Annotated in this window: 29 protein-coding genes; 14 read left to right on the forward strand and 15 right to left on the reverse strand. The window is 63.2% G+C overall.

What is annotated here, in order from left to right; genetic code table 11:
• The first annotated feature begins 66 nt into the window (after positions 1 to 66).
• From ACGYKA_RS03340 to aat, 7 genes are all read left to right on the forward strand, one after another.
• Positions 67 to 1,095, forward strand: a complete 1,029-nt coding sequence (locus ACGYKA_RS03340) for a branched-chain amino acid ABC transporter permease (protein WP_271689857.1) — start codon at positions 67 to 69, stop codon at positions 1,093 to 1,095.
• Positions 1,096 to 1,098: 3 nt separating this feature from the next.
• Complete coding sequence (locus tag ACGYKA_RS03345) at positions 1,099 to 2,304, forward strand: branched-chain amino acid ABC transporter permease (RefSeq protein WP_394412663.1); 1,206 nt, start codon at positions 1,099 to 1,101, stop codon at positions 2,302 to 2,304.
• A gap of 10 nt (positions 2,305 to 2,314) precedes the next feature.
• Complete coding sequence (locus ACGYKA_RS03350; RefSeq protein WP_394412666.1) at positions 2,315 to 3,079, forward strand: ABC transporter ATP-binding protein; 765 nt, start codon at positions 2,315 to 2,317, stop codon at positions 3,077 to 3,079.
• 33 nt (positions 3,080 to 3,112) lie between these two features.
• Positions 3,113 to 3,865, forward strand: a complete 753-nt coding sequence (locus ACGYKA_RS03355) for an ABC transporter ATP-binding protein (RefSeq protein WP_067261816.1) — start codon at positions 3,113 to 3,115, stop codon at positions 3,863 to 3,865.
• A 197-nt stretch (positions 3,866 to 4,062) separates the two neighbouring features.
• Positions 4,063 to 4,572 carry an acetyl-CoA carboxylase biotin carboxyl carrier protein gene (gene accB / locus ACGYKA_RS03360; protein ID WP_394412669.1) on the forward strand — a complete coding sequence of 170 codons (510 nt, stop codon included), beginning with the start codon at positions 4,063 to 4,065 and terminating at the stop codon, positions 4,570 to 4,572.
• Between the two features lie 9 nt (positions 4,573 to 4,581).
• The gene (gene accC / locus ACGYKA_RS03365; RefSeq protein WP_067267548.1) at positions 4,582 to 5,934 is read left to right on the forward strand and encodes an acetyl-CoA carboxylase biotin carboxylase subunit; all 1,353 of its coding nucleotides are present in this window, start codon (positions 4,582 to 4,584) and stop codon (positions 5,932 to 5,934) included.
• Positions 5,935 to 5,940: 6 nt separating this feature from the next.
• Entirely contained in the window at positions 5,941 to 6,576 is a 636-nt protein-coding gene (aat, locus tag ACGYKA_RS03370) for a leucyl/phenylalanyl-tRNA--protein transferase (RefSeq protein WP_394437940.1), read from the forward strand.
• On the opposite strand, the gene ACGYKA_RS03375 is transcribed toward aat, so the two are convergent.
• The 14 genes from ACGYKA_RS03375 to ACGYKA_RS03440 form a co-directional block, all read right to left on the reverse strand.
• A complete protein-coding gene (locus ACGYKA_RS03375) occupies positions 6,540 to 6,902 on the reverse strand; it encodes a DUF2155 domain-containing protein (protein WP_271689853.1) in 363 nt (120 codons plus the stop codon). The genes aat and ACGYKA_RS03375 overlap by 37 nt on opposite strands.
• Positions 6,903 to 6,957: 55 nt before the next feature.
• The gene (locus ACGYKA_RS03380; protein WP_067267544.1) at positions 6,958 to 7,341 is read right to left on the reverse strand and encodes an NADH:ubiquinone oxidoreductase subunit NDUFA12; all 384 of its coding nucleotides are present in this window, start codon (positions 7,339 to 7,341) and stop codon (positions 6,958 to 6,960) included.
• A gap of 139 nt (positions 7,342 to 7,480) precedes the next feature.
• Positions 7,481 to 7,849, reverse strand: coding sequence for a Rid family hydrolase (locus tag ACGYKA_RS03385; RefSeq protein ID WP_271689852.1), 369 nt, complete (start codon positions 7,847 to 7,849; stop codon positions 7,481 to 7,483).
• Positions 7,850 to 7,914: 65 nt separating this feature from the next.
• A complete protein-coding gene (gene clpX, locus ACGYKA_RS03390) occupies positions 7,915 to 9,183 on the reverse strand; it encodes an ATP-dependent Clp protease ATP-binding subunit ClpX (RefSeq protein ID WP_271689851.1) in 1,269 nt (422 codons plus the stop codon).
• 124 nt (positions 9,184 to 9,307) lie between these two features.
• Positions 9,308 to 9,964, reverse strand: a complete 657-nt coding sequence (locus tag ACGYKA_RS03395; RefSeq protein WP_067267539.1) for an ATP-dependent Clp protease proteolytic subunit — start codon at positions 9,962 to 9,964, stop codon at positions 9,308 to 9,310.
• Positions 9,965 to 10,085: 121 nt separating this feature from the next.
• A complete protein-coding gene (locus ACGYKA_RS03400) occupies positions 10,086 to 11,144 on the reverse strand; it encodes a c-type cytochrome (RefSeq protein WP_394412675.1) in 1,059 nt (352 codons plus the stop codon).
• Positions 11,128 to 12,390: a sulfite dehydrogenase gene (gene soxC / locus ACGYKA_RS03405; protein ID WP_394412677.1), complete on the reverse strand. Its 1,263-nt coding sequence runs from the start codon at positions 12,388 to 12,390 to the stop codon at positions 11,128 to 11,130. Before soxC ends, ACGYKA_RS03400 begins: the two co-directional genes overlap by 17 nt.
• Before the next feature lie 70 nt (positions 12,391 to 12,460).
• Positions 12,461 to 14,164, reverse strand: a complete 1,704-nt coding sequence (gene soxB, locus ACGYKA_RS03410) for a thiosulfohydrolase SoxB (protein WP_394412679.1) — start codon at positions 14,162 to 14,164, stop codon at positions 12,461 to 12,463.
• Positions 14,165 to 14,251: 87 nt separating this feature from the next.
• Positions 14,252 to 15,103, reverse strand: coding sequence for a sulfur oxidation c-type cytochrome SoxA (gene soxA / locus ACGYKA_RS03415; protein WP_394412681.1), 852 nt, complete (start codon positions 15,101 to 15,103; stop codon positions 14,252 to 14,254).
• A gap of 44 nt (positions 15,104 to 15,147) precedes the next feature.
• Entirely contained in the window at positions 15,148 to 15,477 is a 330-nt protein-coding gene (soxZ, locus tag ACGYKA_RS03420; RefSeq protein WP_168613464.1) for a thiosulfate oxidation carrier complex protein SoxZ, read from the reverse strand.
• A 31-nt stretch (positions 15,478 to 15,508) separates the two neighbouring features.
• Positions 15,509 to 15,928, reverse strand: a complete 420-nt coding sequence (gene soxY / locus ACGYKA_RS03425; RefSeq protein ID WP_168613463.1) for a thiosulfate oxidation carrier protein SoxY — start codon at positions 15,926 to 15,928, stop codon at positions 15,509 to 15,511.
• 120 nt (positions 15,929 to 16,048) lie between these two features.
• Entirely contained in the window at positions 16,049 to 16,525 is a 477-nt protein-coding gene (soxX, locus tag ACGYKA_RS03430; RefSeq protein ID WP_197471006.1) for a sulfur oxidation c-type cytochrome SoxX, read from the reverse strand.
• A 136-nt stretch (positions 16,526 to 16,661) separates the two neighbouring features.
• The gene (locus ACGYKA_RS03435) at positions 16,662 to 17,246 is read right to left on the reverse strand and encodes a thioredoxin family protein (protein WP_209218736.1); all 585 of its coding nucleotides are present in this window, start codon (positions 17,244 to 17,246) and stop codon (positions 16,662 to 16,664) included.
• 28 nt (positions 17,247 to 17,274) lie between these two features.
• Positions 17,275 to 18,012, reverse strand: coding sequence for a cytochrome c biogenesis CcdA family protein (locus ACGYKA_RS03440; RefSeq protein ID WP_394412684.1), 738 nt, complete (start codon positions 18,010 to 18,012; stop codon positions 17,275 to 17,277).
• 97 nt (positions 18,013 to 18,109) lie between these two features.
• On the opposite strand from ACGYKA_RS03440, the gene ACGYKA_RS03445 reads away from it, so the two are divergent.
• The 4 genes from ACGYKA_RS03445 to ACGYKA_RS03460 all read left to right on the forward strand — a co-directional run bounded on the left by ACGYKA_RS03445 (position 18,110) and on the right by ACGYKA_RS03460 (position 21,954).
• Complete coding sequence (locus ACGYKA_RS03445) at positions 18,110 to 18,481, forward strand: hypothetical protein (protein ID WP_394412687.1); 372 nt, start codon at positions 18,110 to 18,112, stop codon at positions 18,479 to 18,481.
• Positions 18,478 to 18,816, forward strand: coding sequence for an ArsR/SmtB family transcription factor (locus ACGYKA_RS03450; RefSeq protein ID WP_394412690.1), 339 nt, complete (start codon positions 18,478 to 18,480; stop codon positions 18,814 to 18,816). Before ACGYKA_RS03445 ends, ACGYKA_RS03450 begins: the two co-directional genes overlap by 4 nt.
• The gene (locus tag ACGYKA_RS03455) at positions 18,809 to 19,867 is read left to right on the forward strand and encodes a YeeE/YedE family protein (protein ID WP_394417582.1); all 1,059 of its coding nucleotides are present in this window, start codon (positions 18,809 to 18,811) and stop codon (positions 19,865 to 19,867) included. The genes ACGYKA_RS03450 and ACGYKA_RS03455 overlap by 8 nt, the downstream gene beginning before the upstream one ends.
• Positions 19,868 to 19,932: 65 nt before the next feature.
• Positions 19,933 to 21,954: a PhoX family protein gene (locus ACGYKA_RS03460; protein ID WP_394412696.1), complete on the forward strand. Its 2,022-nt coding sequence runs from the start codon at positions 19,933 to 19,935 to the stop codon at positions 21,952 to 21,954.
• Between the two features lie 99 nt (positions 21,955 to 22,053).
• On the opposite strand, the gene ACGYKA_RS03465 is transcribed toward ACGYKA_RS03460, so the two are convergent.
• On the reverse strand, positions 22,054 to 23,259 hold the full coding sequence (locus ACGYKA_RS03465) for a zinc ABC transporter substrate-binding protein (protein WP_394412698.1): 1,206 nt from the start codon (positions 23,257 to 23,259) through the stop codon (positions 22,054 to 22,056).
• 83 nt (positions 23,260 to 23,342) lie between these two features.
• Here ACGYKA_RS03465 and ACGYKA_RS03470 point away from each other — a divergent pair, with 83 nt between their 5' ends.
• The 3 genes from ACGYKA_RS03470 to ACGYKA_RS03480 are packed head-to-tail and all read left to right on the forward strand — an operon-like array spanning position 23,343 to position 25,376.
• Positions 23,343 to 23,822 (forward strand): Fur family transcriptional regulator, encoded by a 480-nt coding sequence (locus ACGYKA_RS03470; protein WP_067267520.1) that lies wholly within the window; start codon positions 23,343 to 23,345, stop codon positions 23,820 to 23,822.
• Positions 23,819 to 24,577: a metal ABC transporter ATP-binding protein gene (locus tag ACGYKA_RS03475; protein ID WP_394412701.1), complete on the forward strand. Its 759-nt coding sequence runs from the start codon at positions 23,819 to 23,821 to the stop codon at positions 24,575 to 24,577. Before ACGYKA_RS03470 ends, ACGYKA_RS03475 begins: the two co-directional genes overlap by 4 nt.
• Complete coding sequence (locus ACGYKA_RS03480) at positions 24,570 to 25,376, forward strand: metal ABC transporter permease (protein ID WP_394408482.1); 807 nt, start codon at positions 24,570 to 24,572, stop codon at positions 25,374 to 25,376. Before ACGYKA_RS03475 ends, ACGYKA_RS03480 begins: the two co-directional genes overlap by 8 nt.
• Positions 25,377 to 25,387: the final 11 nt, after the last annotated feature.

The raw sequence follows: 25,387 nt of genomic DNA on the forward strand, positions 1-25,387 counted from the left end.
GCGCGCCCTTTTTATCGCTGCAAGCGGCCAAGCCGCTTGTAAACGCTTCCCTTACAGGTGGGGACCATGGACGCAATCCTTCTGCAAATACTCAACGGCCTCGACAAAGGCTCGGCCTATGCGCTCATTGCGCTCGGGCTGACGCTGATCTTCGGCACCCTTGGCGTGGTCAATTTCGCCCATGGGGCGCTCTTCATGATCGGGGCCTTCTGTTCGGTCACGCTGCAACGCATTCTGACGCTCAGCGTCGAGACCATCGACGAGACCAAGAAGGATTTCCTCGGCAATCCGCTGAAGGTCAAAACCCCCTATGTCGAACAGTGGTTCGGGCCGGAAACCGGACAGGCGATTATCGATTGGTCGGTGCCGCTGGCGATCCTCTTTGCGATCCCGGTGATGCTGCTCATTGGCTTCATCATGGAACGCGGGCTGATCAAACATTTCTACAAACGCCCCCATGCGGATCAGATCCTCGTGACCTTCGGCCTTGCCATCGTTTTGCAGGAAGTCGTCAAGTATTTCTACGGCGCCAACCCAATCCCCACACCTGCGCCCGAGGCCTTTGTCGGCAGCTTCGATTTCGCGCCGCTCTTGGGTTTGGACACGTCTTTGGCCTACCCCTATTGGCGCTTGGTCTACTTTGGCTTTTCGACCCTCATCATCGCCGCGGTCTTTGCTTTCTTGCAATTCACCACCTTCGGCATGGTGGTCCGCGCCGGCATGGCGGATCGTGAGACCGTGGGCCTTCTGGGCATCGACATCGACCGCCGCTTTACCATCATGTTCGGCATCGCCGCCGCCGTGGCGGGGCTTGCGGGCGTGATGTATGCGCCGATCAACTCGCCCAATTATCACATGGGCATGGACTTTCTGGTGCTGAGCTTTGTCGTCGTTGTGGTCGGCGGCATGGGCTCGCTGCCGGGCGCGGTGCTGGCGGGGTTCCTGCTGGGCATCCTCGAAAGCCTCGCGTCCATGAATGAAATCAAAAGCATCATCTACGGTATCGACCAGATCATCATCTACGTCGTTGCCATCGTGATCCTGCTGGTCCGCCCGCGCGGTCTGATGGGACGCCGCGGCGTGATGGAGGAATAAGACATGTTCGGACTGGAAAAACGCGATACGCTTCTTTTGGGGGTCGTGATCGTTCTCACGCTCTTCGCCCCCTTCATCCTCAACCCCTTTCCGGCGGATTCGGGCCTTGCACAGTTCAATGCGGGCTACCCCGACCTGATGCAACGCTTTGTGATCTTTGGCATCTTCGCCATTGGGTTCAACATCCTCTTCGGGCTGACCGGCTATCTCTCCTTCGGCCATGCGGCCTTTCTGGGGGTCGGTTCCTACTCTGCTGTCTGGATGTTCAAACTGCTCAGCTACAACGTCGTGCCCGCGCTGGTGCTGGCCGTCATCATGGCGGGGCTGTTCTCGGCATTGATCGGCTACATCAGCCTGCGGCGCTCGGGCATCTACTTCTCGATCCTGACGCTGGCCTTCGCGCAGATGTCCTTCAACCTCGCCTATTCAGTGCTGACGCCGATCACTAATGGTGAAACGGGGTTGCAGATTTACACCTCCGATCCGCAGTACCTCCAATCCGTGGACGCCCCTTCGTTCCCGAATCTCTTCGGGGCGGCGATGAACTCCTCGACGACACTTTTCTTCGGCGGCTGGAGCTTCACCTTCTCGGTCGGCTACTATTTCTGCGCGGTCTTCCTGATCCTCGCCTTCTATCTGGCGATCCGCATCTTCCGCTCGCCCTTTGGCATGATGCTGCGGGCGGTGAAATCGAACCAGCAGCGGATGAACTACACCGGGCTGAACACGCGGCCTTTTACGCTGGCGGCCTTTGTCATCTCGGGCATGTACGCCGGGCTTGCGGGCGGTCTGCTGGCGGCGATGGACCCGCTGGCGGGGGCCGAGCGGATGCAATGGACCGCATCGGGCGAAGTCGTGCTGATGACGATCCTTGGCGGCGCGGGCACCTTGATCGGGCCGGTGCTGGGCGCGGGCTTCATCAAGTATTTCGAGAACATCTTTGCCAAGATCAACGACAACGTGCTGCACGGCTGGTTCGCCTTCATGCCCGACGGAATCGAAGACGCGATGGTCGCCATCATCCACCCCTTCGTCGGCAAGGGCTGGCACCTGACGCTTGGCCTGCTGTTCATGCTGGTCGTGATCTTCCTGCCCGGTGGGCTGGTCGAGGGTGGCCAACGTCTGGGCCGGGTCTTCCGCCGCCGTGACAAGAACGCAGGCTCGGTCGAGGCCGATGCCGCCCAACAGCGCAGCGAAGCCGCGGAATAGGAGAGACATCATGGCCATTCTCGAAGTCAAAAATGTCGGCAAGCGCTTTGGCGGGTTGCAGGCGCTGAGCGATGTGAACCTCAGCGTGGCGGAGAACTCCGTCCACGCGATCATCGGCCCCAATGGGGCGGGCAAATCCACGCTGCTGAACTGTCTGGTGGGCAAGCTCATCCCCGATACCGGCTCTGTCATGTTCGACGGGCAGTCGGTGCTGGGGCGCAAACCCTATGAGATCAACCAGATGGGCATTTCCCGCGTGTTCCAAACGCCCGAAATCTTTGGTGATCTGACGGTGATGGAAAACATGCTGATCCCCTGCCTTGCCAAACGCGACGGGGCGTTTCAACTGAACGGCTGGTCGCGGGTCGTGGGCCAGCGCGACATGATCGACAAGGCCGAGAAAATGCTGCGCGACATGCGGATGATCGACAAACGGCACATGCCCGCAGCCTCCATGTCGCGCGGGGACAAACGGCGGTTGGAGATCGCCATGTGCCTCGCCCAAGACCCCCGCCTGCTGCTTTTGGACGAACCGACCGCCGGGATGGCGCGGGCCGACACCAACAACACCATCGACCTGCTCAAACAGATCAAGGACGAGCGCGACATCACCATCGCCATCATCGAACACGACATGCATGTCGTCTTTTCACTCGCCGAACGGATCACCGTGCTGGCCCAAGGCACGCCGCTGGTCGAAGACACGCCCGACCGGATCAAGGGGCACCCCAAGGTGCGCGAAGCCTATCTCGGCGAAAGCCAAGACGCCGCCTGACCCCCTCCCATTGCCGCAGATCTAGGACAGCATATGACCACCAGCACGCTTGACAAAAACGCCAACCACGCCCAAACCGCCCCCGCCTTCCTCTCGGTCTGGGACATTCACGCCTATTACGGCGAAAGCTACATCGTGCAGGGGGTGAGCTTTAACGTCCATGAAGGGGAGATTCTCGCCCTGCTGGGCCGCAACGGGGCGGGCAAAACCTCGACCCTGCGGGCCATCGCGCGGGTGAGCGACCCGGAGCTGAAACGCGGCGAGGTCTGGCTCGACCATCAGCCGCTGCATAATATGGCCAGCCACCAAGCCTCTGCCGCGGGGCTGGCGCTGGTGCCCGAAGACCGGCGCATCATTTCCGGCCTCACGGTCGAAGAGAACCTCAAACTCGCCCAGATCGCCCCGCCCATCGGCTGGTCGCTCGACCGGCTCTATGACCTCTTCCCCCGCCTGCGCGAACGGCGCCATCAAGAGGGGGTGACCCTCTCGGGCGGGGAGCAGCAGATGCTCGCCATCGCCCGCGCCTTGGCTCGTGACATCAAGGTGTTGCTGCTCGATGAACCCTACGAAGGGCTCGCGCCGGTGATCGTGGATGAGATCGAAAAGACGCTGGGGCTGATCAAGGCGCAGGGCATCACCACAATTCTGGTCGAACAAAACGCGGTGCGGGCGCTGAAACTGGCCGACCGGGCGGTGATCCTAGACACCGGCGGCGTGGTCTTTGACGGCACCGCCGCCGAGGTGCTGGACAACGCGGAACTGCGCGCAGAATACCTCGCGATCTGACCTAAGGTCACTCAGGTCCGGCGCGCGCGGCTGAGGCACAGCCTCTTTCTCGCGCCCCGGACCGCTTTGCGCGACAAAAAACCGATCCTACCCCCTAGACAACAGTTGGCTTTTCATGGCTTTGCCCATGCCCTATAAGCGTGCCAATCAATCGCGCAGCGACGGGCCGCAGGCCTGCCGAAATCTTCGAGGATCCAATGACAAACAAAACCCATGACGCTGACGTGGCCTTCATCAAGGCCCTCGCCGAGCTGCTGAATGAAAACGACCTGACGGAGCTTCAGGTGAAACGCGACTACGCCGAGGACGACAGCCTGAACGTGCGCGTCAGCCGCAAGCCGCCGCAGCAGGTCATGGCCGCCCCCCAGCAGCAGTACCAGGCCGCCCCGGCGCCTGCCGCCGCACCGGCGCCCGCCGCTGCCCCTGCAGCCGCCGCGCCAGCCCCTGCCGCCGACGCCGATCCCGCGGATCACCCCGGCGCGGTCACATCGCCCATGGTCGGCACCGTGTATCTTCAGGCCGAGCCGGGCGCGCCGGCCTTCATCTCCGTCGGGGCCTCGGTCTCCGAAGGTGACACGCTTCTGATCGTCGAGGCGATGAAGACCATGAACCACATCCCCGCCCCCCGCGCTGGCACCGTCAAACGCATCCTCGTCGGCGACGGCGATGCCGTCGAATTCGGCGCGCCGCTGGTCATCCTGGAATAAGGGCCGGACATGTTCAGCAAAATCCTAGTCGCCAACCGGGGAGAGATCGCGCTGCGCGTCATCCGCGCGGCCCGCGAGATGGGCATCCAGACCGTCGCGGTGCATTCCACCGCCGACAGTGACGCGATGCACGTGCGCATGGCCGACGAATCCGTCTGCATCGGCCCGCCCTCCTCGACCCAATCCTACCTGTCGATCCCCGCCATCATCGCGGCCTGCGAGATCACCGGCGCCGAGGCGATCCACCCCGGCTACGGATTCCTGTCCGAGAACGCGAATTTCGTGCAGGTGATCGAAGATCACGGGCTCACCTTCATCGGCCCCACCGCCGAGCATATCCGCGTCATGGGCGACAAGATCACCGCCAAAGACACGATGAAAAAGCTCGGCGTGCCCTGCGTGCCCGGCTCCGACGGCGGGGTCACCTCGCTGGAAGACGCCAAGCGCATCGGTGAGGAGATCGGCTATCCGGTCATCATCAAGGCCACTGCCGGTGGTGGCGGCAAGGGCATGAAAGTGGCCCAGACCGCAGCCGACATGGAAAAAGCCTTCCAGACCGCGCGGGCCGAGGGCAAGTCGAACTTTGGCAACGACGAAGTCTATATCGAGAAATACCTCACCACGCCACGCCACATCGAGATTCAGGTCTTTGGCGACGGCAAGGGCAATGCCGTGCATCTGGGCGAGCGGGACTGTTCGCTGCAGCGCCGCCACCAAAAGGTTTTCGAGGAGGCCCCCGGCCCCTCGATCACCGCCGAGGAACGCGCACGCATCGGCAAGACCTGCGCCGACGCCGTGGCCAATATCAACTACATCGGCGCCGGCACGATCGAGTTCCTCTACGAGAACGGCGAGTTCTACTTCATCGAGATGAACACCCGCCTGCAAGTGGAACACCCGGTGACCGAGGCGATCTTTGGCGTCGATCTGGTGCGCGAACAGATTCGCGTGGCCGAAGGCCTGCCGATGTCCTTCACGCAGGATGATTTGCAGATCAACGGCCATGCCATCGAGGTGCGCATCAACGCCGAGAAACTGCCGAACTTCGCGCCCTGCCCGGGCAAGATCACGCAGTATCACGCCCCCGGCGGGCTTGGCGTGCGGATGGATTCGGCGCTGTATGACGGCTATTCGATCCCGCCCTTCTACGACAGCCTGATCGGCAAGCTCATCGTGCATGGCCGCGACCGGCCCGAGGCGCTGGCGCGTCTGGGGCGCGCTCTGGGTGAGCTGATCGTGGACGGTGTCGACACCACGGTGCCGCTGTTCCACGCCCTACTGGCCGAGGAGGACATCCAATCGGGCGGCTACAACATCCACTGGCTTGAGCATTGGCTGGAAACCAACCTCGGCGACGGCTGACATGACATGTCGGATCTGACGCCCGAGATCCTGCTCCACGGCTATTCCATCGGGATTTTCCCAATGGCGGAACACCGCAACGACCCGGAAATTTTCTGGGTCGATCCGCGACGCCGTGGGGTAATGCCGCTCAATGGTTTCCACATCTCGCGCTCTCTGGCCCGCGCCATCCGGCGCAGCCCCTTTCACCACACGATCAACCGTGATTTCCAAGCAGTCGTCGCCGGTTGCGCCGACCGCGAAGACACATGGATCAATGCCGAGATCACCGCGCTCTACACCGCACTGTACCGCGCGGGCTATGCCCATTCGCTTGAGGTTTGGGACGGTGACGCGCTGGTGGGCGGTGTCTATGGCGTGACGTTGGGGCGTGCGTTCTTTGGCGAGAGCATGTTCTCGCGCCGGACCAATGCGTCAAAAATAGCGCTGGCGGCGCTGGTGGATCGGTTGCGCCGCGCGGGGTTCACCCTGTTCGACACGCAATTTCTCACCGACCACCTCGCCTCTCTCGGAGCGGTGGAGATTTCGCGGGCAGAATATCACGCGCAGCTCGATGTGGCGAAACGCGGCAATGCGCGGTTCAACGCGCCTAAGTTGGACAGTCTTCAGGACGTGCTGCAGCGCATGACCCAGATGTCATAGCGAAAATGCTCCAGCGCGTGCAGCGCGGGGGCCGAGGCGATCATCCAACCGGAAAACAAGGCGCTGTCGCTGCCCTTTTCGGTGATCTCAAGCGCGGCATAGGCATTGGCCGCCGGATCCCCCGCCGGATAGCGGCAATCGACCATGGAGATCTGCAAATTGCCCAAGGTCAGGCGGTCACCCTTGGCAATCTCCAGATCGGTCGTGTCACCCGAAATCTTGTCCAAGGCACGCAACACGCCGCCCGAGGCACTGGCGACCTGCCCCCCCTCTTGAGCGTGAAGCGGCGCGGCCAGCACAAGCGCGGCCAAGAGAAGCTTTTTCATGGGTCCACCCGGATTGCGTGAGCTTTGGGGCCGCGCGAAAGGCGCGGCCAACCGATCATTCAGGCTGCCACGCCTCGTAATCCTTACGTTCGACAGGTTCGGCGCGGCGCAGCGACCCGGCAGGCGCATAGGCCATGGCGGTGCCGGTGCGATTCTCAACATGGGCCTTTTCCCACGGCTTATGCGCCAGCGGCTTGTCGGTCGGCGGCTCATCCCATGTGCGGTGCAGCCAGCCATGCCAATCGGGGCTCACGCGGCTCGCCTCGGCCTCACCGTTGAAAATGACCCAGCGTTTGCTGTCGTCGGCGTTGCGGTAATAGACGTTGCCCTGCGCGTCTTCGCCCACCTTGCTGCCCTTGCGCCAAGTGAAAAGCTGGGTGTTCAGCGTCTGGCCGTTCCACCATGTGACACTGCGCAGAAGTGAATTGAGAATGCCCATTGAGGTCTCCGTTCCTGTTGTCCGTTATATGCACCATGGAGGCTTTGGCGTCCAGCCTCGCCGCGCAGGAGGTTCGGGATGCTGCGGGTTTCACTGCCCGCGGGGAACCGCACATATCCCCCCAATTCGCCTCCGAAAATCAGCCCTCGGCGGCGTCGCGCAAAAGCGCGGTGCATTCGATTTCAATCCGGTACTTTGGGTCGATCAACCCACATTCGATCATCGTCGCGGCAGGTGGATGCGCGCCAAAAGCCTCCCGCAGGAGCGGCCAGCAGGCTTCGAACTCCGCCGCGTCGGGCAGCATGTAGGTGACGCGCACCACATGGGCAAAATCGCTGCCTGCCTCGGCCAAAGCGGCCTTGATCGTCGCCAATGCCGCGGCGCATTGCGCTGTGACGTCAGCCCCCTCGCCCACGGTGCCCGAGACATGGACCATGCCGCCTGCCACCACCGCGCGGCTGTAGCCGATCTTGTTCTCATAGATGCCACCCGATGAAATGCGCCGCATATTGCCTCCCTGAAACGCAAAAGGGCGGACCTGATGGCCCGCCCCTATGACTTGGCCCAACGCGCTTAGCCCGCGCTGGCTGGTTCCTTGCTTTCGCTGTCGGCGTGGATCATCAGCGGCTTGGCCTCGGATGTGACGGCCTCCTCGTTGACGACCACTTCGCTCACCGTCTCCAGCCCCGGCAGTTCGAACATCGTGTCGAGCAGGATGTCTTCGAGGATGGAGCGCAGACCGCGAGCGCCAGTCTTCCGCTCGATCGCGCGTTTGGCGATGGCTTGCAGCGCGTCATCGGTGAAGGTCAGCTGCGTGTCCTCTAATTCGAACAGACGCTGGTACTGTTTGACCAGAGCGTTCTTCGGCTCGGTCAGGATGGTGACCAGAGCGTCCTCATCCAGATCTTCGAGTGTTGCCAGAACCGGCAGACGGCCCACGAATTCCGGGATCAGACCGAACTTCAGCAGGTCTTCGGGTTCGAGGTCAGTGAAAATCTCACCAATGCCGCGGGCGTCATTGTCACGCACATCGGCGCCGAAGCCCATGGCAGAGCCTTTGCCGCGCTGCGCGATGATCTTGTCGAGACCGGCAAAAGCACCACCGCAGATGAAGAGGATGTTCGTGGTGTCCACCTGCAGGAACTCCTGCTGCGGATGCTTGCGCCCGCCCTGCGGCGGCACGGAGGCCACAGTGCCTTCCATCAGTTTCAACAGCGCCTGCTGCACGCCCTCACCCGACACGTCGCGGGTGATCGAGGGGTTTTCCGACTTGCGGGTAATCTTGTCGACCTCGTCGATATAGACGATGCCGCGCTGTGCCCGCTCGACGTTGTATTCCGACGCCTGCAACAGTTTGAGAATGATGTTCTCGACATCCTCACCCACATAGCCGGCTTCGGTCAGCGTCGTCGCATCGGCCATGGTGAAGGGCACATCAAGGATGCGCGCCAGCGTCTGCGCCAGCAACGTCTTGCCGCAGCCGGTAGGGCCGATCAGCAGGATGTTGGACTTCGCCAGTTCGATATCGCCGCCCTTCTGGGCGTGGTTCAACCGTTTGTAGTGGTTGTGGACCGCCACCGAGAGCACGCGTTTGGCCATCGCCTGACCGATGACATAGTCGTCCAGCACGCCGCAGATGTCGCGGGGCGTGGGCACGCCATCGGTCGCCTTGAGGCCCGAGGCTTTGGTCTCTTCTCGGATGATATCCATGCACAGCTCGACGCATTCGTCGCAGATGAACACGGTCGGCCCCGCAATCAGCTTGCGCACCTCGTGCTGGCTCTTGCCGCAGAAGCTACAGTAGAGCGTATTTTTGCTGTCGTTGCCGGAATTATTCGCCATCTCAAACCTTTCAGGTCTGTCGTGTATGTCCGCCCCGGTCTTGGGGCCGCGAGATTTGGCCTCAAGCTTAGGCCAGTGACCCCGGCGCTACAATCGCAAAATATGCAGCGCCGGGCCCCTTCGATTACTTGTCTTTCTTGTCCTTGCCACCGGCGGCAGCCTCATCGGCTTTGCCACGGCTTTCGACGATCTCATCGAGATGGCCCCATTCCTTGGCTTCCTCGGGCGTCATCCACAGATCACGGTCGAGGGCTTTTTGAACGGTTTCCAGCGGCTGGCCGGAGTGTTTGACATAGAGCTGATACATCCGCTCACGGGTGCGTTCGATGTGCCGCGCCGAGATCAGGATATCTTCGGCCATGCCCTGCGAGCCACCGGAGGGCTGGTGGATCATCACTTCGGCATTGGGAAGCGCGAAACGCATGCCCTTTTCGCCGCCGATCGCGATGACCGACCCCATGGAGGCCGCCATGCCGCAGATCAGGGTCGAGACCTTGGGCTTGATGTATTGCATCGTGTCGTAGATCGACAGGCCCGCCGTCACCTCGCCACCGGGCGAGTTGATGTACATGCTGATTTCCTTGGAGGGGTTCTCGGCCTCAAGGTGCAACAGCTGGGCGACGACCAGATGGCTCATCCCGCTGTGGATCGGGCCGTTGACGAAGATGATCCGCTCTTTCAGCAGACGCGAGAAGATGTCGTAGGACCGCTCGCCCCGGCTGGTTTGCTCAACCACCATCGGGACAAGCGTGTTCATATAGGTGTTGATCGGATCGTTCATGCGTGCCTGCCTCAGTTCCTGTTCGCGGGACCATACCCGCAAAACTGTTACCCAGAGATTAGTCCCCCCGGTATGGGGGTTCAAGGGGGGCAGGCACGACAGTCTGCGCTAATCGCGCCGATCACTCCGACGCGTCGCGCAGGTAGGCGATCAACGCGTCGATATCCTCGGGCTTGCGCACACCCCGGAACGACATTTTAGTGCCTTTCATGAAGCCCTTAGGGTCCGCCAGAAAGGCGCTCAACTCATCGTGAGACCAGACCAACCCCTCTGCCGCTGCGGCCTGCATGGCTTTGGAGTAGCGGAAGCCATCGACAGCACCCGCCGGGCCATCCACGATGCCGTTCAGCATCGGGCCGACACGGTTCTTGGCCTTGGCGCCGATCTGGTGGCAGGATTTGCATTTGCGAAACGCCTTCTCCCCGGCCTTGATCAGCGCGGGATCTGCGGCGGGGGCTTCGGCCACCTCGACCGGCGCGGGGGGCTCTTCGGGGGCAAGCTCCGCCGCGGCTTTGGTCTCTTCGGCCTTAGCCTCTTCGGCTGCGGCCTTGGCGGCGGTCTCCTCGGGCGTCACGTCCAGCACGGCTGCGCGCATGGTGATCTCGACCGAGGATTTGCAATCGCTCATGCAAGGCTCTTGCTTGAAGGACGCAAACTCCACCTCCGCCCGGTCATCGGGTTTAAAGGCCGCCTCATTCGGCAAGCGCAACTCAGCGAAGTTCTCTGACGAGAGCACGAAATCCTCATCCACCTCGTCATTGAGATAGAGCAGATAAGCGGTGATCGCATAGACCTCATCATCGCTCAACGACTGCGCATCGCCAAAGGGCATCGCCCGGTTCACATAGTCGTAAACCGTTGAAAGGTATGGCCAATAGCTGCCGATCGTTTTGACGGGGCGCATGTCGGTCAGGCTGCCCTGCCCGCCTGCAAGCACCGGCCAACGGCCCGTGCCCTCGCCAAAGACGCCGTGGCAGGAGGCGCATTTCGCGGTGTAAATCTCATCCCCGGTCATCACGTCGCCACGGCCCTCGGGCAAACCTGTGCCGTCAGGGCGCACGTCGATATCCCACAGCGCGACCTCTTCGGGGGTGGCGGCGCGGCCGAGCCCCAAAGGCTCAGCGGCCAGCGGGCTTGCCAGCGCGGTGGTCAGGAGGGCAGCTTTAAGAAATCTCGACATTTTCGGCCTTTCCGTCTGCATCGACCGCCCAGGTCTGGATGCCATTGTTGTGGTAGATCGAATTCTCGCCCCGGACCGCGCGCAACGCGTCCTTCGTGGGCTGGACATAGCCGGTGCTGTCATGCGCGCGGCTTTGCAGCAGCAGGGGTTTGCCGTCCCATTCGAAGTCAAAGTAGAAACGGTGCAGCGCCTTGGGCGTGCTCGGCCCGTCCATCCGCACCTGATGCCATGTGATGCCACCATCCAGTGTCACATCCACGCGCGGGATCGTGCCGCGGCCCGACCAAGCGAGGCCGGTCAGAACGGTCGGCCCCGGGCCGTGGGTGATCGGCGCCTGTGGGCTGGGGCTGGTGATGACCGATTTCGCGTCCATCTCCCAGGTGAACCGCCGCGCCACACCATCGGCCATGAGGTCGGTATATTTGCTGGTCTCCTCGCGGTGGTGCCAAGGCTGGTCGCCGACCTCGAGCCGGCGCAGCCATTTGACCCACATGTTGCCCTCCCAGCCGGGCACCACGAGGCGCACCGGGTAGCCCTGTTCGGGGCGCAGCGCCTCGCCGTTCATCTTGAAGGCCACGAGACAGTCGTCGAGCGCCTTTTCCATCGGGATCGAGCGGCTCATCGCCGCGGCATCCGCGCCCTCGGCCAGCAGCCACTTGCCTTCGGGCTTCAAGCCCGCCTCCTCCAGCACCAACCGCAGTGGCACGCCGGTGTATTGAACGTTGTGGATCATGCCGTGGGTGAACTGGCAGCCGTTGAGCTGCGCGCCACGCCATTCCATCCCGGAGTTGGCCGCGCATTCGAGGAAATAGACATGGTTCTCGCGCGGGAAACGCTTGAGGTCGTCCATCGTCAGCACCAACGGCTTGTCGACCAGCCCGTTGATCATCAGACGGTGCTTGGCCGGGTCGACCTTGGCGACGCCCGAGTGGTGCCGCTCGAAACACAGCCCGTTGGGCGTGATCGTGCCGTCGAGGTCATGCAGCGGGGTGAAGTTGATCGAGCTCACCGGGTCGGCGGTCAGCCATTCCACGGTGCGGCGTTTCACATCCGCCTCATGCGGCGAGGGCATGCCGTAGGGCGCGACATCGACGCCGTCCCCCAACTCCTGCATCCATGGATGGATCGCGACGCCCGGATCGGTCTGGGCGGCGCTGGCGTGCCCCGCCAGCGTCCCCGCGGCCGCCGCCCCTGCCCCCGTCAGAAAGGCACGGCGCGATGGCCCCTTGTGGTTCTCTTCTGTCATGTCGTGGCCCTCACATATTCAAATTCATTTTATTGAATTTGTATCCCCGTGAGAACCCCCATTCTGCTTTTTATCCGTCTGGCAGAACAATTTTCACCGGGGTCCGCGCGCCCTCGCCCACGGTGCCAAGTTTCGAGATATGGCTCTCCACCACGTCCCAGATCGGCGGGCCTTCGGTGCCCTCGTTGACCGAGGCCCAACCGGCGACGACATAGCTGCGCTGCGGGTCGATCGGCTCGCCGGTGCTGAGGAGGGTCATCTCGCTGATGCGCTCTCCCTGCGGCTTGGCGATGTCCATCTTGAAGCCAATGCCGCCGACGCGCACCATGTCGCCGCCCTGCTGGTAATAGGGGTCCGGGTTGAACAGGTTGTCGCCCACGTCCTCCAGCACGACCTTCAGGAATTCGCCCGTCATTTCGGTGCGATAGGCGTTCGGGTAGGTCATCGAGGTGACGTTGAAGATATCCTCGCGAGTGATGTCCTGCCCCGGCAGGATCGACGGCCCCCAACGCACCCCGGGGCTGAGCGCGATCTCCGCGTCGCGCTCGCTCAGCAGCGCGTCGCAGATGAGGTCGTCCCATGTGCCGTTGAAGTTGCCACGGCGGTAGAGCAGCGCATCCGATTGGCCGACCACATGGGTGAGATCCTCGAGGAAAGGCGCGCGCTGCGCGTCGATCAGCTTGGCCACCTCCGCGTCCGGCGTGATCAGGTCCGAGAAGATCGGAATGAGTTTATGGCGCAGCCCCATCATCTTGCCGTCGCGCACATCCAGATCGACTCGGGAGACGAATTTCCCGTTCGAGCCGGAAGCGATGATATGCGTCTCGCCCACCAGCACCGGCTCGGGCAGCGCGTCATGGGTGTGGCCCGAGAGGATCACGTCGATCCCCTTGACGATGCCCGCCATCTTCTTGTCGACGTCGAAGCCGTTGTGGCTGAGGCAAACGACCAGTTCCGCGCCCTTGCTGCGCACCTCGTCGACCATCTGCTGCATGTGCTCGTCGCGGATGCCGAAGGAGTACTCGGGGAACATCCAGCCGGGATTGGCGATTGGCATGTAGGGGAAGGCCTGCCCGATCACGGCGATCTTCACGCCGCCACGCTCGAAGAACTCGTAGGGCTTGAACAGTTCCGCGGGCTCGTCCCATTCGCGGTCGAAGATGTTCTGGCCAAGCGCGGCGAAGGGCAGCCCCTCGACGATCTCCTGCACCCGCTCGGAGCCGAGCGTGAACTCCCAGTGGAAGGTCATCGCGTCGGGTTTCAGCGCGTTCATCACGTTGACCATGTCCTGCCCTTGGGTCTTCAGGCAAGTCATCGAGCCGTGCCATGTGTCGCCGCCGTCCAAGAGCAACGCATCGGGACGGTCGGCGCGGATCGCGTTCAGCACGGTGGCCACGCGGTCCAGCCCGCCGACCTTGCCGTAGGCCTGCGCATGGGCGACGAAATCGTCATAGGTCAGCGCGTAATCCAGCGGCGTGCCGCCACCGATGCCGTAGCGGATGCGGAAATCCTCGCCGGTGATATGGGGCACCTTGCCGCGGTTCTCGCCCACGCCGATGTTGACCGACGGCTCGCGGAAATAGATCGGCTTCAGCTGGGCGTGGATGTCGGTCACATGCATCAGGGTGACATTGCCGAACTTTTCGAACTCCAGAAGCGCGTCCTGATCGAACTTGTCCTGCGCCGCGAGCCGCGCCCAATTGCCGAAACCCGAGCCGCCGTAGATGGAGGCCGCGGCCATGGACATTTGCAGAAAATCACGGCGAGACAGCATGTTACGCTCCAGCACTTGAAAACAGGGAAAGGCCCCGCCCCCGTGTCAGGGGCGGGATCATGTCAGGCGAAACGCCCAAGGTTTAAATCAGTTACGCACCGAAGGCGCTTCGACCGAAAGGCCGTTGCCGCGGCTGGCGACGTAGAGCTCCAGCGCCACGAACTCGGGGCTGCCCGGCTTGAAGGTCTCGGCCCGGGTGTCACGCACGCAGCCCTTGAACCGCGCATGCGCGCTGTTGAGCTTGGTGTTTTTCAGCCGGTAAACCGGGAAGCCGTTGATCTGGCCCTGGCTCAGGTGGTCGGCCCGGATCATGTTGCCGTAGTTGTCCTCGTGGCAATTGGCGCAGCTCAGCTCAAGCTGACCGTAGCGGGTGTAGTACATCTCCTTGCCCTGCTCCCATGTGCTCTGGGCCGGGCCGTCGATCGCCACGTTGACTGGCATGCCGCGCGACTGAACCGAGATCAGCGCCTCCATCGCCGTCATCTGGCTGCCGGTGTACTTGTAGGGCTCTGCGCCCATCTGGTTCTCGCGGCAGTCGTTGATCTGCTGCGCCAGCGTGCGCACCTCGCCCGCGTCCTCGTTCCACTTCGGGTAGACCGCGCGGACCCCCTTCATCGAGGTTTCGACATCGTTGTGGCAGGAGGCGCAGGACTTGCCCTCGCTGCCCTCAACCGTGTCCCAGGCCGCCTGCGCCTGATCGACAAAGATCATGCCGGAGTTGTCGAAGTCGTCCATTTGAAGCTGCTGCGTCTCGTCCGAGCGGAAACGCCAGCCAGACATGATCTCGGGCAAGGCGCCGTCGAGATGCGCGGGCGCATCGGTCTTGGTCACCATCTCGATCTCGCCGTTGACGACAAGCTCGGCCTCCTCATCGGCGGCCCCCAGCGTGGGGGCGGCCACCAAAAGCGCCGCGACCGCGGTCATTGCCTTGAATTTCATGTCTTTCCTCCCTGTTCCATGCGCCGCTTGGCTGACCCGATGGGTCAGCCGATGGCGATGGATTTGACTTCTTCGTAGACCGAACCGTCGTCGTCGTACCACGTGAATTTGAACTCACCCGCTTCCGGAACGGTGGCGTCGAATTCGAAATAGGGGTTGGTCGACATCGCCGGTTCCATCTTCACATCGATCACGTTCTCGCCGTTGAACTCGGCGGTGAAGCGGTTGATGATCGAACGCGGGATGACGTTGCCGTCGCTGTCCTTGCGCTGGCCCGATTCCATCGGGTGGCTGATCAGCGTCTTGATCGTGATGACCTCGCCAGCCTCGGCCTTTTTCGGCACTTTGACGCGGGGTGTTACACCTTCTGCCATTCTCTAAACTCCTGATTTGGGGCGCGCGGGCTTAGCCGCCGCAGCCACCGATTGTAACTTTGATCTCAGCGCTGGTGCGGGCGAACGTGCCGTCTTCCAGCTTGGCGATGGCGATGACGTCTTGGGTCTGCGCCAGCCGGATGCGGGTGGAGGCGCTGCGGCTGCCCGCCAGCGGGCCGAAGTTGAAGGTGCCCACGGGCGGTGTCGGGTTGCCCGCAGCCAGCACCATGATCGCCGAAGCGCCCGGTGCCTCGACCGAGATTGGCACGGTGTTGCCATTCTCGGCAATTTCAGGCGCGGTCAGGGTCACGCCGGTGTCGGCCATATCGGCCCCGCCAGTGAATTCCGCGATCAATTCGTCCACCGTGGCGGCCGAAGCCCCCACCGGCAGGATGGTCAGCGCCATGGCGCCAAGGCCGAGGCCCAGAGTTTCACGTCTTGAGAAGTTCATCTCTCATCTCCTTGTTCGTCGGCGGCGCAGCGCGCCGTCATTCCATTCCGCGATGCGCTGATCGCGATCTCTTGCACCGGTCCCCCGCCACCGCTTGCTCAGCGCGGCGGGTGGGCCGCGTCACTCTTCTTTGAGCGTTGCCAGAAAGGCCACGACATCTTCGATTTGCTGCGCATCCAGCAGCGGCGGCAGAGGCTCGGTCCCCGCCTTGCCGGTGAAGCCATCGCCGGGGCGGATATAGCCGCTGGTCTTGTAGTAGGAAGGCATCATCGAGCCTTCGAAAGTCATCTTGCTGTTGGCGACGATGCCGCGCAACTCAGCCTCGTTCCAGCGGTCGCCAGCCCCGTCGAGCATCGGACCGATTTCGCCCTGAAAGGGAACCTCGCTAAGCGCGCTGATCTGGTGGCAGGCCACGCAGTTGCCCGCTTTCTTGCTGCCGACGATGGCCGCACCCTTGGCGGCATCGCCGGGTGTCCCGGTCAGGGATTGTTCAACCGAACCATAGTCATCATAGGTCACGTCGGCAGGTGCCACGGTTTCAGCGGCGGCCAGAACGGGCGCGCCCGACACAATTGCGGCGGCGATCCATCTCATCATCGAAAACTTCCTCCCAGTGCCGATCACGGTGATGTGTGATCCGGTTTACCTGACCCTAAGACAGGGATGCGGCGCGGCGCAACAACAAATTCAAACTTTTGAATAGCTTTACACGCGCGGCGCCGCTTTCCTCCGGTCAATCGGTGCTGCCATTGTTGCGCTCTTGGATCATCCGCGCGTGGTAGCGTTGGAAATCCTCATCGCCGTCGAGCGCGTAGCGTTCCTCGTTCACCCAAGTGAGCATATCAAGCGTCGTGCCCTTGCCGAACGCCCCCGGCATCACCGCCACCGCCGCCTGCGGCGCGGTCGCATCTTCGGGCACCTCATGGGGCAGGAACATCAGCGTCGGGGTGAAGAGAATCCCCCATTTCCGCGCCATCTGCTTTTCCGAGAGCGTCTCCCCGTCGAAATCGGTCACCTCGATATCGCCATGCAGGTTCAGCTGCACGACAAAGTAATTCTCTTCGATGTAATTGGCGATCTCGGGGGTGGGAAAAACCTCTTCGTGCATCTTGGTGCAATAGATGCAGCCGCGTTGCTCGAACATCAGCATCAGACGTTTGTCCTCGCCCCTAGCCTCCTCCAGATCCTCGCGCAGGTCTTTGAAGGTGTCGCGCATCCAGGGTGTCTTGTGCAGCCCATCGTCGCCCAGTTCCGCCGCGGCCAAAGGCCAGGCCAGCATCGCCGCCGCCACCGCGGCCCCTATCCTTGATCCGATCATCTTGGCGTCCTCCTCCTGATTGTTGCGTCTATCCTAGCGTCGTGAAGCTGGGGAACCAACGGATCATCGCATCCGCGATCAGTTGCACACCGCCGGTCACGATCAGCACGGCAAAAAGGATCAGCATCACCCCCATCGCCTTTTCCACCTTTTGCACCAGCGCCATATGCCGCGCGGCCCAGTTAAGAAACGGTTTGGCGAAAAGTGCGGCCACCACGAAGGGCGCGGTCATCCCCGCGCCATAGGCGGCCAGCAACAGCCCGCCCCGGGCGATATCGCCCATGCCTGAGGCGATCATCAAAATCGCCGCCAGCGCGGGGCCGACGCAGGGTGTCCAGCCAAAGCCGAAGGCCAGCCCCATGACATAGGCGCCCCAGACCGAGGTGGGCTTGCCGCCCCCCTCCAGCCGCGCCTCGCGGTAGAGCAGCGGCACTTTGATCACGCCGAGGAAGTGCAGGCCAAAGACCGTCAGGATCGCGGCCGCCACCCAGCTCAGCGGCTCAAGGTACTGGGTGAACACCTGCCCGATGGCCGTGGCACCCATGCCGAGCAGAACAAAGATCGTCGTGACCCCAAGCGCGAAAAGCACCGAGGACAGCACCAAGCGCCGCTGCGCCCCCGGCGCGATTGCACCATCGCCGCGCAATTCGGTCACGCTGAGCCCCGCCATATAGCTAAGGTAGAATGGCACCATCGGCAGAATGCAGGGCGTAAAGAAGCTGAGCAGCCCTGCGAAAAGCGCGCCTGCATAGGTGATGTCGAACATGTTACCCCCCGCCCGCGCCGCGCCGGTCCGCCGCGCTTGAACAATTCACATATTCAAATTACGTTGAGTGTCATCCAAACGTCAATCAGGCAAGCCGATGATCCGCACACTGACCGCCCTGAGCCTTGCGGCGCTGACCGCCCTGCCCGCCCGGCCCGTCGAGGCGGTGGAACTGGTCATGGTCGAACAGCCCGGCTGCATCTATTGCCAGCGTTGGGACGAAGAGATCGCCCCCGCCTATCCCAAGACCGCCGAAGGGGCTTTCGCCCCACTGCGCCGCGTCGATATCTCCGCCGTGGAAGAGAGCGTCACCCCGCAGCGTGCGGTGATCTTCACCCCGACCTTTTTGCTGGTCGAAGACGATGTCGAATTGGGCCGCCTCGAAGGCTACCCCGGTGCGGAGTTCTTCTGGCCCATGCTTGATACGCTCTTGCACGACAAGACCGATTTCGAGGACCCGACCAAATGACAAGCCTGCCCGTGATGACCCCCGACATGTCCCAAGAGGACATGGACCGGATGCTGACCAATGCCGTGACCGCGTCGAATTTCCTTAAGGCGATCAGCCATGAGGGGCGGTTGATGATCCTATGCCACCTCGTCTCTGGCGAAAAATCGGTGAGCGAGTTGGAAGCGCTGCTGTCCACCCGGCAGGCCGCGGTGTCGCAGCAGCTGTCGCGGCTCAGGCTCGAAGGTCTGGTCACGCCGCGCCGCGATGGCAAGACGATCTATTACCGGCTGGCCGACGACCGCCCGCGCAGGATGCTGGAACTGGTCTACGAATTGTTCTGCAAGGATGATTGAGCTTTGGGGCCAGCCGCTGACCGCCGCCCTTCTGGGCGGGCTGGGCGGCGTGTTGCTGGGCCTCGCCGCACGATTGGGGCGGTTTTGCACCCTCGGCGCGATCGAAGACCTGCTTTATGGCGGATCGGGCGATCGGATGCGGATGTGGGGTCTGGCCATCGGCGTGGCGATGCTGGGCAGTTTCACGCTTGCTAGCTTGGGGCTGATCAACCTCGACCGCGCCTTTCACCTGACGATTGCCTTCTCATGGGCGCCTGCGGTCTTTGGCGGGCTGATCTTCGGCTATGGCATGGCGCTGGCGGGCACCTGCGGCTTTGGCGCTTTGGCGCGGTTGGGCGGCGGTGATCTGCGCGCCTTCGTGATTGTCTTGGTCATGGGACTTACGGCCTTTACCGTGCTCTCTGGCCCCCTGGCCCCGGCGCGCGCCCTGCTCTTCCCGCGCCAGATGAACTCCGGGCCGCCTGACGGCATCGCACATGTGCTGTCGGCCTTCACGGGCGGATCGGTGCCGCTGATCGGAATCCTGCTCGGCCTCGCGGTCTGCCTGCTGATGCTCAGCGCCCGCAGCTTTCGTGGCGATCTGCGCAAGGTCTTTTGGGGCGCCGTTGCCGGGCTTGCCATCACCTCGGGCTGGGCGGGCACGGCGTGGCTGGCGCAAACCGGTTTTGGCGCGCAGACGCTCATGTCACATAGCTATGCCGCCCCCGTGGGAGAGACGCTGCTCTATGCGATGCAGGGGTCGGTCCGCCCGCTGAGCTTTGGCATCGGCTCGGTCGCCGGGGTCTGGATCGGAGCCTTTCTCGGGTCGCTCTGGCAGGGGCATTTCCGCTGGGAAGCCTGCGAAGACCCGCGCGAACTCCGCCGCCAGATATTCGGCGCGGGGCTGATGGGCGCGGGTGCGGTGATCGCCATGGGCTGCACCATCGGGCAAGGCATCTCGGCCATCTCGGTGCTGGCCTTTAGCGGGCCGGTGACCCTCGCCGCAATCTTTGCAGGCGCGGCTTTGGGCCTGCGCCAACTCATCGTAGGATTTCGCCGCAGCACAGTCTGACGCGTCATAAAACCGTGACAGTCATGATGCAAATGGAGGCCAGCCAAGTCACCTAAGGAAGCATGATGACCCGCCGCGAGATTCTCAACGACCCCGCCATCGGCAACAAGGCCGAAGCCTTTGAAGCCTTTGATGACATCCCCACCAACGCGAACCTGTCGCGCACCATCGGCGATGTGATCAACGCCCGCTATGGCCGCCGCGACATCCTGCGCGGGATGCTTGGGGTTTCGGCCACCACCGCCCTTTTCGGCAGTGCCGCCGCCATCGCCCCGTCCAAGGCCCGCGCCGCCGAAAGCCGCTATGTCTTTGACGAGCTGGCATGGGGCAATGACGAAACCCACCACGTCGCCCCCGGCTATGACGCGCAGATCCTGCTACGGTGGGGCGACCCGATCACCGCCGATGCGCCGGAATTCGACGTGATGAACCAGACCGCCGCGGCGCAGTCGAAACAGTTCGGCTATAACAACGACTATGTCGGCTTCGTGCCCCTGAACGACGATGGCAGCCGTGGGCTGCTCTGCGTGAACCACGAATACACAAACGAAGAGGTCATGTTCCCCGGTCTCGGCCGTCAGGACAAAGTGAACTTCAAAGGCATGACGCCTGAGTTGATCGACATCGAAATGGCGGCCCACGGCGGCTCGGTCGTCGAGATCGCCCGCGACGCGGCGGGCAAATGGCAGGTGGTGCGCGACGGCAAGATGAACCGCCGCATCACCCCGCTCGACACCGCGATGACGCTGAGCGGCCCCGCCGCCGGTCACGCGCGGATGAAGACGAACGACGACCCCAGCGGCACCAAGGTCATCGGCACGCTTAACAACTGCGCGGGCGGGCTGACCCCTTGGGGCACATGGCTGATGGCCGAAGAAAACTTCCACGGCTATTTCTGGACCGACAAACTGGATGCCGATGGCAAGCCCGACATCACCGGTGCCGCGGAAGAGAAATCTTGGGACCGTTACGGCGTGCCGGGCATGTGGTACGCTTGGGGTCAGAAACACGACCGTTTCAACGTGGACGCCGAGCCGAACATGCCCAATAAATTCGGCTGGGTGGTCGAGGTTGACCCGATGGACCCGACCTCACCCCCCGTCAAACGCACCGCTCTGGGCCGTTTCCGCCATGAGGGCGCCGAGACCACGGTCAGCAAAGATGGCAAGCTCGTGGTCTATATGGGCGACGACAACCGCTTTGATTATCAATACAAATACGTCTCCGCCGGGACCGTTTCCGATGATCCGGCGGCCAATGGCACTCTGCTGGACGATGGCACGCTATATGTCGCGCGGTTCGAAGAGGACGGCACGATCAACTGGCTGCCGCTGGTGCATGGCACCGGGCCGCTGACCGCCGAGAACGGCTTTAACGACCAAGGCGACGTGATGATCGACACCCGTCTGGCCGCCGACCTGCTGGGCGCCACCCCGATGGACCGCCCCGAAGACGCGCAGCCGCGCGGCGATGGCACGGCCTATATCCTGCTGACCAACAACACCAAGCGCAAGCAGGGCGACACCAACGCCGCCAACCCGCGCCCGGAAAGCAGCTTTGGCCATATCATCGAAATCAAGGAAGCGAATGCCGACCACGCCGCCACCAGCGGCACATGGTCGATCCTCGTGCAATGCGGTGACCCAAAGGTGGCCGAAGTCGGCGCCCAGTGGAACCCTGAGACATCGGAGAACGGCTGGTTCGGCAGCCCCGACAATGCCGCGATGGATGCCGACGGGCGCCTCTGGATCAGCACCGATCAGGGCAGCAGCTGGGGCAAGACCGGCAAATCCGATGGGCTTTATGCGGTTGAGACCGAAGGCGAGGCGCGCGGCACCTCGAAGCTGTTCTTCCGCTGCCCCGTGGGCGGTGAGATGTGCGGCCCTTACTTCACCGAGGATGGCGAGACGCTCTTCGTTGCGGTGCAGCACCCGGGGACGGATGGCACCAAGGACATCCCCGGTTTCGAGCGGGAAAGCACCTTCGAAGACCCGGCCACCCGTTGGCCCGACTTCGACCCTAAGATGCCCCCGCGCCCTGCGGTGGTCGTCATTACCAAAGAAGGCGGCGGTAAAATCGCCGTCTGATCAGAATTCTACAAAAGTTATTTTAGCATGTAAGATGTGGTGCAGCTTCCCCGGCTGCACCACTTTTTATTGGGCTGCTTCTATTAGCCAGCGCCTAAATCAATCCGACAGGCAGTCAGACATGCTCTGCGCCATGCCGCGCAGCAGATCGGGGTAGAAAGAAACACCCAGTTCCAGATCCGCGCCGATCGGGTCGAGCGTGCCGGTCCCGGTCTCCTGCCCTTCGGTCACGGCGGCAATCAGGCCGGGGTTGAACTGTGGCTCGGCAAAGACGCATTTCGCGCCGCTCTCGGCCACTAGGTCGCGCAGCTCTGCCACACGCGCAGCCCCCGGGGCGCGGGCGTCATTCTCGCTGATGGCACCACGGGCTTCGATGTCGAAACGCGCTTCGAAATAGTGGTAGGCGTCATGGAAAACGATGAAGGGGCGGTCTTTGACCGGGGCGAGGGTCTCGGCGATGTCTTCCTCCAAGACCGCAAGCTCGGCCTGAGCGGCCTCGGCGTTCTCACGATATTGCGCGGCATTCTCGGGGTCTAGCTCCGCCAGCGCCTCGGCGATCTGGCCCAGCCAAAGCTGCCCGTTGCGCGGGTCGAGCCAGACGTGGGGATCGTCGCCGTCATGGGCGTGATCGTGACCTTCATGGCCGTGGTCGTCGTGATCCTTCTCGCCATGTCCGTGATGGTCATGATCCCCGTGGTTGTCGTGATCCTTCTCGCCATGTCCGTGATCGTCATGATCCCGGTGGTCGTGCTCCTCGTGGTCATGCGCCTCGTGATCGTGGTCGCCGTGGTCATGCTCTTCGTCATGCTCCTCGTGACCATGCTCTTCGTGGTCATGCCCCTCGTGGCCGTGGTCATCATGCCCATGCGCGTCGTGGTCATGCCCTTCCTCGGCGTGATCATCGCCCTCGTGACCCTCATGCCCCTCGTCACCGTGGCTATGCGGCTCAAAGGTCGCCCCTTCGCGGAAGGCCAGAACCCGCGTGCCGGGCTGCTCCATCAAGGCCAGATGGCTGGCGCTGCTGGCCAGCGATTGCAGCGGATCGGCCAGCCATGGGGTCAGCGACGGGCCGACCCAGACGACCAGATCGGCTCCGCTCAGCGCGCGTGCCTCGGAGGGGCGCATGGCATACCCATGGGGCGAGCTGCGCGGCGGCACGATGAGGTCGGGCGTGCCGACCCCTTCCATCACCTGCGACACCAGCCCATGCACCGGGGCGATATCTGTCGCAACGGCGGGGACATCCGCCCAAAGCGGCGACGCGGCAGCGGCGAGAACGGTGGCGGGGAGCGTGAAACGATACATGGCAGACCTTCAAAATGTTATAGTATCACCTTGCTAACACCGCTGTTATAACATATCAATACCGAAACGAATTGAGGTTCCCCATGCGCCCCATAGGATTCAGTGATCATGACCACGCCGCCTGCGTGCGGAGCACCATGCAGGTGGCCGAAGCGCAATGCGCCGAACGCGGGCTGCGGCTGACCCCGGTGCGCCGCCGCGCGCTGGAGATCCTGCTGTCGGAACACCGCGCCTTGGGCGCCTATGACCTGCTCGCCCGCCTGTCAGCCGAGGGGCTGGGCGCGCAGCCCCCCGTGGCCTATCGCGCCTTGGATTTTCTGGTGAAAGCCGGGCTCGCCCATAAAATCGAAGCGCTCAACGCCTATGTTGGCTGCGTGCACCCGGGCGAGGATCACGCGCCCGCCTTTCTGATCTGTCGCAGCTGCCGCTCGGTGGCGGAGGCCGATACAACCCCGAACAAAAGCCGCCTTGGCGATGCCGCCCGCGCTGCCGGGTTCCGCATCGAGCGCAGCGTGGTCGAGGCCGAGGGCCTCTGCCCCGCCTGTCAGGAGCCCGGTGCATGAGCCTGATCAATACGCGCGGCCTGACCCTGCGCCACGACGGTCAGATCGCCCTGCGCGACGTGAACTTCAATATCGACGCTGGTGAGATCGTCACCATCGTCGGCCCCAACGGGTCGGGCAAATCCAGCCTGCTGCGCGCGCTGATCGGCGCGCTGAAACCGGCTGCGGGCAAGATCACCCGCAAACCGGGGCTGCGCATCGGCTATGTGCCGCAAAAATTGCAGATCGACGCGACCCTGCCGCTCACCGTGCGCCGTTTCATCAACCTGCCCCGCCGCCAAAAGCCCGAAGCGATCCGCGGCGCGCTGGCCACCGCTGGCGTGCCGGAACTGGCAGAGCGGCAGATGGTCGACCTGTCGGGCGGGCAATTCCAACGCGTGCTGCTGGCCCGCGCCCTGCTGGAAAGGCCCGATCTGCTGATCCTCGACGAGGCGACGCAGGGGCTGGACCAGCCCGGCTCCGCCGCCTTTTACCGCCAGATCGAAGCCGTGCGCAAAGACCTCGGCTGCGCCGTGCTGATGGTTAGCCATGATCTGCATGTCGTCATGGCGGCCAGCGACCGAGTGCTCTGCCTCAACGGCCATGTCTGCTGCGAAGGCACGCCCGAGACGGTCTCCGAAGCGCCCGAATACCGCGCCCTCTTTGGCAGCGGCACCCAGGGGGCGCTGGCGCTCTACCGGCACGATCACGACCATCACCACCACCATCACGGCGCCGCCTGTGACGGCCACCACCAAGAGATTGAGAATGCTTGACGATTTCATTCTGCGCGCCGCCCTCGCGGGCCTTGGCGTAGCGCTGGCCGCCGCCCCTTTGGGCTGTTTCGTGATCTGGCGCCGCATGGCCTATTTCGGCGATGCCACCAGCCATGCCGCCCTCTTGGGCGTGGCGCTGGCGCTGGCAACCGATCTGCCGATCACCGCGGGCGTGCTTCTGGTGGCCCTTGTCATGGCGCTGGTGATCAGTACGCTTTCGGGCCGCAATGTCAGCGCCGACGCGCTTTTGGGCGTGATGGCCCATTCCGCGCTGGCGCTTGGTTTGGTGGCCGTGTCCCTGCTGCCGGGGCAGCGAGTCGATCTGTCGTCTTACCTTTTTGGTGAGATCCTTGCCGTCACGCGCTTTGACCTTGGCGTGATCTGGGGTGGAGCCGTCGCGGTGGCGCTGTTGCTGGCGTGGCGCTGGTCGGCGCTGTTGGCGGCGACGCTGAACCCCGATCTGGCACAGGCCGCAGGCGGCAATCCCCGGCGCGAGCAGTTGATCCTGACGCTGGCGCTGGCGATTATGGTGGCGGTGGCGATCAAAGTGGTCGGCGCGTTGCTGATCGCGGCGATGCTGATCATCCCCGCCGCCACTGCCCGCCCCTTTGCCCGCACGCCGGAAACCATGGCTTTTTGGGCCATGGGTCTGGGCGCGGTAGCGGCCCTCGGGGGGCTGCTGGCCTCGCTAGAGTTCGACACGCCCACGGGGCCCAGCATCGTCAGCATCGCGGCGGGTCTCTTTGCGCTTTCCTCGGCCTTTTCGGCGGCCCTTCCGGTGCTGCGCCGCCGGGGGTGACCCCGACGGCG

The organism is Sulfitobacter sp. 1A15106 (genome assembly GCF_043556995.1).
In the GTDB taxonomy this organism is placed as follows: Bacteria; Pseudomonadota; Alphaproteobacteria; order Rhodobacterales; family Rhodobacteraceae; genus Sulfitobacter; species Sulfitobacter faviae.